This window comes from Streptomyces palmae (assembly GCF_004684805.1).
In the GTDB taxonomy this organism is placed as follows: domain Bacteria; phylum Actinomycetota; class Actinomycetes; order Streptomycetales; family Streptomycetaceae; genus Streptomyces; species Streptomyces palmae.
In genome coordinates this window covers 1-8,115 of sequence record NZ_SRID01000321.1, presented here as the reverse complement: position 1 = coordinate 8,115, position 8,115 = coordinate 1, and the positions used below count along the sequence as shown (strand labels likewise).

Below are 8,115 nucleotides of genomic sequence, written 5' to 3'. Positions count from 1 at the left end.
GGCCGCCCCTCCCCGCGGGGAGGGGCGGCCGACGCCGCTACCGGGTGCCCGCCGGGGCGGGATCACTTCTTCTTGCCGCGCTTCTCCCGCACGCGCACCGAGATGTGGATCGGGGTGCCCTCGAAGCCGAACTCCTCGCGCAGCCGGCGCTCCACGAACCGCCGGTAGCCGGCCTCCAGGAAGCCGGAGGCGAACAGGACGAACCGGGGCGGCTTGGTGCCCGCCTGGGTGCCGAAGAGGATGCGGGGCTGCTTGCCGCCGCGGATCGGGTGCGGGTGGGCGGCCACGATCTCGCCGAGGAAGGCGTTGAGCCGACCGGTGGGGATCCGGGTCTCCCAGCCCGCCAGCGCGGTCTCGATGGCCGGGACCAGCTTCTCCATGTGGCGGCCGGTCTGCGCGGAGACATTGACCCGGGGGGCCCAGGCGACCTGGCCCATCTCGGTCTCGATCTCGCGCTCCAGGTAGTAGCGGCGCTCCTCGTCGAGGGTGTCCCACTTGTTGTACGCGATCACCATGGCGCGCCCGGCCTCCACGGCCATGGTGACGATCCGCTGGTCCTGGACGCTGATGGACTCGCTGCTGTCGATCAGGACGACCGCGACCTCGGCCTTCTCCACGGCGGCGGCGGTGCGCAGCGAGGCGTAGTAGTCGGCGCCCTCCTGGAGGTGCACCCGGCGGCGGATGCCGGCGGTGTCCACGAACTTCCAGGTCGTGCCGCCGAGCTCGATCAGCTCGTCCACCGGGTCGCGGGTGGTGCCGGCCAGCTCGTTGACGACCACCCGCTCCTCGCCGGCGACCTTGTTGAGCAGCGAGGACTTGCCGACGTTGGGGCGGCCGATGAGGGCGATCCGGCGCGGGCCGCCGACGGTACCGCCGAAGGACTGCGCGGGCGCCTCGGGCAGCGCCTCCAGGACGGCGTCCAGCATGTCGCCGGTGCCGCGGCCGTGCAGCGCGGAGACCGGGTGCGGCTCGCCGAGGCCGAGCGACCACAGCATGGCCGCGTCCGCCTCCCCGCTGGGGCCGTCCACCTTGTTGGCGCAGAGCACCACCGGCTTGCCGGCCCGGCGCAGCAGCTTGACCACGGCCTCGTCGGTGTCGGTGGCGCCGACCTTGGCGTCCACCACGAAGACCACCGCGTCGGCGGCCTCGATGGCGAACTCGGCCTGGGCGGCGACCGAGGCGTCGATGCCGAAGACGTCCTGCTCCCAGCCGCCGGTGTCGACGACCTTGAAGCGGCGGCCGGCCCACTCGGCCTCGTAGGTGACCCGGTCGCGGGTGACCCCGGGCCGGTCCTCGACGACTGCCTCGCGGCGGCCGAGGATGCGGTTCACCAGGGTGGACTTGCCGACGTTGGGGCGGCCGACGACGGCGAGCACCGGCAGCGGGCCGTGCCCGGCCTCCTCCAGCGCGCCCTCTACGTCCGCGGCGTCGAAGCCCTCCTGCGCGGCGAGCTCCATGAACTCCGCGTACTCGGCGTCGCCAAGCTCACCGTGCTCGTCGCCGGTGTGGATCTGGTCGTTCATGAAGTCTGTTCCTCGTCGTCCGTACATCCGTGGCGGTCCGGTCCGGACCTCCAGGTCAAGTCTCGCCCGGCCCGCCGGCCGGCTCTCCCGGTCAGCTCCGGGAGCGGTCCTCGGCAGGCGCCCTTCCGGTGGTGCGCCTGGCGTGGTCCAGGTGCGCGCTCAGCTGTCGCTGGATGCGCGTGGTCGCCTCGTCCAGGGCGGCCCTGGTGCGCCGGCCCGCCGGGTCGCCGGCCTGGAACGGGTCGCCGAAGACGACGTCGATCCGGCTGCGCAGCGGCGGCAGCGCGGGTATCAGCCGCCCCTTGGCCGCCGCGGTGCCCAACACCGCGACCGGCACGATCGGTGCCCCGGACCGTACCGCGAAGTAGGCCAGTCCGGCGCGGAGTGAGGCGAAGTCTCCCTCGCCCCGGGTGCCCTCCGGGAAGATGCCGAGCACTCCGCCGTCCCGCAGCACGCCGAGCGCGTTGCCGATGGCGGCCCGGTCGGCGCTGTCGCGGTCCACCTTCAGCTGTCCGATGCTCCGCAGGAACGGGTCCAGCGGGCCGATGAACGCCTCCTTCTTGATCAGGAAGTGCACCGGCCGCGGGGCGGTCCCCAGCAGCATCGGGCCGTCGACGTTGTGGGAGTGGTTCCCCGCCAGGATGACCGGTCCCGCGGCCGGCACCCGCCAGGCGCCGAGCACCCGAGGGCGCCACAGTCCGTGCATCAGGCCGACGGCTATGCGGCGTCCGGTGGCGGCGCCGGCCGCCGAGGCGGACCCGGATGGACTCACCTGGCCTGCCGCTTCTCTTCGACGAGGGTGACCACGCACTCGATGACCTGGTCCAGGGTCAGCTCGGTGGTGTCCACCTCGACGGCGTCCTCGGCCTTGGCCAGCGGCGAGGTCTTGCGGCCGGAGTCGGCGGCGTCCCGCTGGACCAGCGCGGCCTGGGTGGCCGCCAGGTCGCCGCCCTTGCCGCCCAGCTCGCCGTTGCGGCGGGCGGCCCGGGCCGCCGCGGAGGCGGTCAGGAAGATCTTGAGGTCGGCGTCCGGCAGCACCGTGGTGCCGATGTCCCGGCCCTCGACCACGATGCCGGGCTCGGCGGTGGCCGCGATGGTGCGCTGCAGCTCGGTGATCCTGGCCCGCACCTCGGGCACCGCGCTGACCGCGCTGACCTTGGAGGTGACCTCCTGGGTGCGGATCGGTCCGGCCACGTCCACGCCGTCCACCGAGATGGTCGGGGCGGCCGGGTCGGTGCCGGAGACGATCGCGGGCTTGCCGGCGGCGTCCGCGATGGCGACCGGGTCGGTCACGTCGATGCCGTTGTCCAGCATCCACCAGGTGATCGCCCGGTACTGGGCGCCGGTGTCCAGGTAGCCCAGGCCCAGCTTGGCGGCGACGGCCTTGGAGGTGCTGGACTTGCCCGTGCCCGCGGGGCCGTCGATCGCGACGATCACTGCTGCCGGAACGTTCCGGGCGACGCTTTCCACGGTGACAGACACCTTCCTTGTGCACAGGCGGGACGAGCGGGGCGGCTACCGCGCCCCGCACAAGGTTACTGGTTCACCCGGGTGCCCCGGACAGTCGGCCGTACGCCCCGCGGGGCCCGGGGTCCGTCCGGTGGGCGGCCGGGGCGGGCTACTGCCGGATCGACCAGCCCCGCTCACGCAGCGCCGCGGTCAGGCCCGGGGCCGCCTGCGGCTCCACCGTGAGCTGGATCAGGCCGGCCTGCTGGCCGGTGGCGTGCTCGATCCGCACGTCCTCGATGTTGACCCCGGCCCGTCCGGCGTCGGCGAAGATACGGGCCAGCTCGCCGGGCTGGTCGCCGATGAGGACGGCCACCACCTCGTAGGCGGCGGGGGCCGCGCCGTGCTTGCCGGGGACCCGGTCCCGGCCCGCGTTGCCGCGCCGCAGCACGTCCTCGATGCCGGCGATGCCGGCCTCTCGGGCGCCGTGCCGCTCCGCGTCGGAGGACTCCAGCGCCCGCAGCGCCCGTACCGTCTCGTCCAGGTCGGCGGCGACGGCGGCCAGCACGTCGGCGACCGGGCCGGGGTTGGCGGACAGGATGTCCACCCACATCCGGGGGTCGGAGGCGGCGATCCGGGTGACGTCCCGGATGCCCTGGCCGCACAGGCGCACCGCGGTCTCGTCGGCCTCCTCCAGGCGCGCGGCGACCATGCTGGACAGCAGCTGGGGGGTGTGCGAGACCAGCGCCACGGCCCGGTCGTGGTCGTCGGCGTCCATCACCACCGGGACGGCGCGGCACAGCGCGACGAGCTCCAGCGCCAGGTTGAGCACCTCGGTGTCGGTGCCGCCGGCCTGCCCGCCCACGGGGGTGAGCACCCAGGGCCGCCCCTCGAAGAGGTCGGCGGTGGCGGCCAGCGGCCCGGAGCGCTCCCGGCCGGCCATCGGGTGGGTGCCCAGGTAGCGGGCGAGGTCGCAGCCGAGGGCCGCCAGCTCGCGGCGCGGGCCGCCCTTGACGCTGGCCACGTCGAGGTAGCCGCGGGCCAGGCCGCGGCGCATGGCGTCGGCCAGGGTGGCGGCCACATGGGCGGGCGGCACGGCGATCACGGCCAGGTCCACCGGGCCGTCGGGTTCGGCGTCGGTGCCGGCGCCCAGCGCCGCGGCGGTACGGGCCTGGCCCGGGTCGTGGTCGGAGAGGTGCACCCGCACGCCGCGGCCCGCGAGCGCGAGCGCGACCGAGGTGCCGATCAGTCCGGTGCCGATGACGAGAGCGGTTCTCACTGGGCGATGTCCTTGCGGAGGGTGGCTGCGGCCGGGGAGTCGCGGTGCGGGTCGGGCACCGGGCACGGCCCCGCGGCGCGCGCCGGTGCCAGGGCCCGCCGGTGCCTGATCAGCCTAACGAGCTGGTCGCACGGCCGCTGCCAGGACCGCTCCGCGAGACGGGCGGCCGGTTCGTCCGGTACAACCGAGGGCATGATCTTCCATCTGGTGCGCCTCGACGACTGGCTGGTCGCCCCCGACCGCCCGTACGCCCCGACGTCCCTCGCCGAGGAGGGCTTCGTGCACTGCTCCCCCGACGAGAGCACCACCCTGGCCGTGGCGAACGCCTTCTTCCGGGAGGTGCCGGGGCCGCTGATGGCCCTGCTGGTCAACGAGCACAAGCTCGATGTGATGGTGCGCTGGGAGGCGGCCGACCCGGCCCCGCCGCCCGGGGTGTCGGCCGGCACCCTGTTCCCGCACGTCTACGGCCACATCGTGCGCAGCGCGGTGGAGGGGATGATGGAAGTCGTCCGCGATCCGGACGGCCGGGCGACCGGCTTCGCGGTCTGGTCCTAGCAACCGCGCCTCCCCGCGCCCCGAGGCCCTCCACACGGGGTGGTCCCCCGCGCGGTTCCAGCACCCTGGGCCCGGCGTGCTCCCCGTGCCCCGAAGGGGCGCTGGGGGTCCCCCCGGACGAAGTCCGGGGGTGGGGGCACCTCCCGGACGGAGTCCGGGGGAGAACTACGCGACAAGCCACAAACGACCCGCGGCCACTCGACCGCCGTCCCCCGCGGCGCCCCCGAGGGCACCGGGCGGAGCCCCACGCGCCTAGAGGTCCACCTCGCGCATCAGCATGCCCACCTCGGTGTTGGTGAGGCGGCGCAGCCAGCCGGACTTCTGGTCGCCCAGGGCGATCGGGCCGAAGTGGGTGCGGACCAGCTTGTCCACCGGGAAGCCCGCCTCGGCGAGCATCCGGCGCACGATGTGCTTGCGGCCCTCGTGCAGGCTCACCTCGACCAGGTAGTTCTTGCCGGTGTTCTGGACGACCCGGAAGTGGTCGGCGCGGGCGTAGCCGTCCTCCAGCGGGATGCCGTCCTTGAGGCGCTTGCCCAGGTCTCGGGGGAGCGGGCCCTGGATGGCGGCGAGATAGGTCTTCTGCACGCCGTACCGGGGGTGGGTGAGGCGGTGGGCCAGCTCGCCGTGGTTGGTGAGCAGGATGATGCCCTCGGTCTCGGTGTCCAGGCGGCCGACGTGGAAGAGCCGGGTCTCCCGGTTGGTGACGTAGTCGCCGAGGCACTGGCGGCCCTCGGGGTCCTCCATGGTGGAGACCACGCCGGCCGGCTTGTTCAGCGCGAAGAACAGGTACGACTGGGTGGCCACGGTCAGCCCGTCGACCTTGATCTCGTCCTTCTCCGGGTCCACTCGCAGGCCCTGCTCGGTGACGATCCTGCCGTTCACCTCGACCCGGCGCTGCTCGATCAGCTCCTCGCAGGCGCGGCGCGAGCCGACGCCGGCGCGGGCCAGCACCTTCTGCAGCCGCTCGCCCTCCTGCTCGGCGCCGGGGAAGGTCTTGGGCGTCTTGATCTGCGGCTTGTCGTACCGGGCGCGGTTGCGCTCCTCGATCTTGGCGTCCAGCTCGCGGGGGCGGGCGCCGCCGTCCCGCCGGGGGGCGCCGCCGCGACCGCCGGCCGCCGGGGCCTTGGGGCCGCCCTTGGCGCCACCGCGGGCCGCCGCGCCACGGCCCGAGCCCTTGCCGGCGCCGCCCTCGGACGCGCCGAAGCCGGTGTCGTAGCGGCGCTCCTCGGGGCGGGGGCGGCCGTCGCGCCGCTGGCTCGCGCCGCGCCCTCCCGCGGCCCCCGAACGGGGGCGCCCGCCGCCCGTACCCCGCTGGTTACGGTTGCCGCTTCCGCTGTTCCTGCCGCTGCTTCGCATTAAAGTTCCGTCTTGTCGTCTGCGTCGGTGTCCGGGGCGTCCGGGTCGAACGACGGCACCCCTTCCTGCGTCTCGGCCTCGATCGCGTCCGCCTCTGGGAGGAAAGGCGCGAGCTCGGGGAGCTCGTCCAGGCCGCGCAGGCCCATCCGCTCCAGGAAATAGTTCGTCGTCCTGTACAGGATCGCACCTGTTTCGGGTTCCGTGCCCGCCTCCTCGACCAGACCCCGCTGGAGCAGGGTCCGCATCACGCCGTCGCAGTTCACACCGCGGACGGCCGAGACGCGGGAACGGCTGACCGGTTGACGGTACGCGACCACGGCGAGGGTCTCCAGTGCGGCCTGGGTCAGCCGGGCCTGCTGGCCGTCGAGTACGAAGCCCTCCACGGCCGCGGCGTACGCGGGCCGGGTGTAGAAGCGCCAGCCGCCGGCCACCAGCCGCAGCTCGAAGCCGCGGCCCTGCACGGTGTACTCGTCGGCGAGTTCGCGCAGCGCGTCGGCGACCTCGCGGTGCGGCCGCTCCAGGACGCGGGCCAGGTGCTCCTCGGTCGCGGGCTCGTCGACCACCATCAGGACGGCCTCCAGCGCGGGCTTGAGGTCCAGCTCCGCGACGGCCCGCCCGCCGGCCGGAATCGGCTCGCTCATCTCTTCTCCTCGTCCTCCGCCGACTCCGGCGTCCCGTCGAACTCGTCGGTGACCAGCGGCCGGCCGCTCTCTCCACCGGCCCAGCGGACCACCAGGGCGCCCAGTGCCTCCGGCTGCTCCAGGGCGACCGCCTTCTCCCGGTAGAGCTCCAGCAGCGCCAGGAAGCGCGCCACCACGGTCAGGGTGTCCGGGGCGTCCTCGACCAGTACCTGGAACGTGGCCTCGCCCGCCGCCCGCAGCCGGGCGATCACCACCTCGGCCTGCTCCCGGACGCTCACCAGCGGGGCATGGATGTGGTCCACGTACACCTGGGGCTTGGCCTTGGGCTGCATCGCCTTCACCGCCAGCCGCGCGAACCCGGCGGCGCCGATGCTGATGACCACCTCGGGGAGCAGCTCGGCGTGCTGGGGCTCCAGGCCCACGGTGCGCGGGTGGCGCCGCGACTCGGCGTCCAGCCGGTCGCTGAAGATGTCCGCGACCTGCTTGTACGCGCGGTACTGGAGCAGCCGGGCGAAGAGCAGGTCGCGGGCCTCCAGCAGGGCCAGGTCGGCCTCGTCCTCGACCTCGGCGGCGGGCAGCAGCCTGGCCGCCTTGAGGTCCAGCAGGGTCGCGGCGACCACCAGGAACTCGGTGGTCTGGTCGAGGTCCCAGTCCGGGCCCATCGCCCGGATGTGCGCCATGAACTCGTCGGTGACCTTGGAGAGGGCGACCTCGGTGACGTCCAGCTTGTGCTTGGAGATCAGCTGGAGCAGCAGATCGAAGGGCCCCTCGAAGTTGGCCAGCCGCACGGTGAACCGCCCGTCCCCCACGGGGGCGCCTGCGGCGCGCTCGGGGGGTACGGGGGCTCCATCCTGGGCGGAGTCGACTTCGGCGGCGTGCACCGGGGGGTCCGCCGCGGGTACGGAGGCCTCTGGCTGGGCCCCGCCGTCGCCGGCGGCGCGCTCCGGCGGTACGGAGGCTTCGGGCCGGGCCCTTTCAGCGCCTGCGGCGCGCTCTGGCGGTACGGAGGCCTCGGGCTGGGCCGCGGCGGCTTCGGCGGCGCGCTCTGGCGGTACGGAGGCTCCGTCCTGGGCCCCGCCGTCGCCGGCGGCGTGCTCCCGGGGTCCAAAGACTCCGCCTTGGGCCCCGCCATCGCCTGCGGCGCGCTCCGGCGGTACGGAGGCCTCGGGCTGGGCCGCGTCGGCTTCCTCGACGTGCCGTGGGAGTACGGCGGCTCGGCTCTGGGCGGTGTCGGCGCCCGGCTCCCCCGCCGGGTCCACCGCATCGGCGGCGCCGGGCGCGGCGGCCGTGCCGACGGCGCGCGGCTCGGCGGGGT

9 protein-coding genes are annotated in these 8,115 nt (G+C 74.5%); 1 reads left to right on the top strand and 8 read right to left on the bottom strand.

What is annotated here, in order from left to right:
* Window positions 1-62: 62 nt before the first annotated feature.
* The 5 genes from der to E4099_RS25350 all read right to left on the bottom strand — a co-directional run bounded on the left by der (window position 63) and on the right by E4099_RS25350 (window position 4,442).
* Complete coding sequence (gene der, locus E4099_RS25370) at window positions 63-1,523, bottom strand: ribosome biogenesis GTPase Der (protein WP_209446729.1); 1,461 nt, start codon at window positions 1,521-1,523, stop codon at window positions 63-65.
* 91 nt (window positions 1,524-1,614) lie between these two features.
* Window positions 1,615-2,295 carry a lysophospholipid acyltransferase family protein gene (locus E4099_RS25365; protein WP_135341437.1) on the bottom strand — a complete coding sequence of 227 codons (681 nt, stop codon included), beginning with the start codon at window positions 2,293-2,295 and terminating at the stop codon, window positions 1,615-1,617.
* The gene (gene cmk / locus E4099_RS25360) at window positions 2,292-3,005 is read right to left on the bottom strand and encodes a (d)CMP kinase (RefSeq protein WP_135341436.1); all 714 of its coding nucleotides are present in this window, start codon (window positions 3,003-3,005) and stop codon (window positions 2,292-2,294) included. Before cmk ends, E4099_RS25365 begins: the two co-directional genes overlap by 4 nt.
* A gap of 136 nt (window positions 3,006-3,141) precedes the next feature.
* The gene (locus E4099_RS25355; protein WP_135341435.1) at window positions 3,142-4,248 is read right to left on the bottom strand and encodes a prephenate dehydrogenase; all 1,107 of its coding nucleotides are present in this window, start codon (window positions 4,246-4,248) and stop codon (window positions 3,142-3,144) included.
* A complete protein-coding gene (locus E4099_RS25350; RefSeq protein ID WP_135341434.1) occupies window positions 4,245-4,442 on the bottom strand; it encodes a hypothetical protein in 198 nt (65 codons plus the stop codon). Before E4099_RS25350 ends, E4099_RS25355 begins: the two co-directional genes overlap by 4 nt.
* Here E4099_RS25350 and E4099_RS25345 point away from each other — a divergent pair.
* Complete coding sequence (locus E4099_RS25345; RefSeq protein WP_135341433.1) at window positions 4,441-4,803, top strand: DUF952 domain-containing protein; 363 nt, start codon at window positions 4,441-4,443, stop codon at window positions 4,801-4,803. The genes E4099_RS25350 and E4099_RS25345 overlap by 2 nt on opposite strands.
* A 252-nt stretch (window positions 4,804-5,055) precedes the next feature.
* Here the strand turns inward: E4099_RS25345 and E4099_RS25340 are convergent, their stop codons facing one another.
* From E4099_RS25340 to E4099_RS25330, 3 genes are all read right to left on the bottom strand, one after another.
* Window positions 5,056-6,159 carry a pseudouridine synthase gene (locus tag E4099_RS25340; RefSeq protein ID WP_135341432.1) on the bottom strand — a complete coding sequence of 368 codons (1,104 nt, stop codon included), beginning with the start codon at window positions 6,157-6,159 and terminating at the stop codon, window positions 5,056-5,058.
* Window positions 6,159-6,800, bottom strand: a complete 642-nt coding sequence (scpB, locus tag E4099_RS25335; protein ID WP_135341431.1) for an SMC-Scp complex subunit ScpB — start codon at window positions 6,798-6,800, stop codon at window positions 6,159-6,161. The genes E4099_RS25340 and scpB overlap by 1 nt, the downstream gene beginning before the upstream one ends.
* A partial coding sequence (locus E4099_RS25330; RefSeq protein ID WP_425348273.1) for a segregation and condensation protein A occupies window positions 6,797-8,115 on the bottom strand: 1,319 nt, incomplete at its 5' end. The genes E4099_RS25330 and scpB, both read right to left, overlap by 4 nt.

Excerpts from the sequence above, each read along its gene's own strand:
- der (WP_209446729.1), bottom strand. The coding sequence starts at position 1,523 with ATGAACGACCAGATCCACACCGGCGACGAGCACGGTGAGCTTGGCGAC.
- E4099_RS25345 (WP_135341433.1), top strand. The coding sequence starts at position 4,441 with ATGATCTTCCATCTGGTGCGCCTCGACGACTGGCTGGTCGCCCCCGAC.
- E4099_RS25350 (WP_135341434.1), bottom strand. The coding sequence starts at position 4,442 with ATGCCCTCGGTTGTACCGGACGAACCGGCCGCCCGTCTCGCGGAGCGG.
- E4099_RS25340 (WP_135341432.1), bottom strand. The coding sequence starts at position 6,159 with ATGCGAAGCAGCGGCAGGAACAGCGGAAGCGGCAACCGTAACCAGCGG.
- scpB (WP_135341431.1), bottom strand. The coding sequence starts at position 6,800 with ATGAGCGAGCCGATTCCGGCCGGCGGGCGGGCCGTCGCGGAGCTGGAC.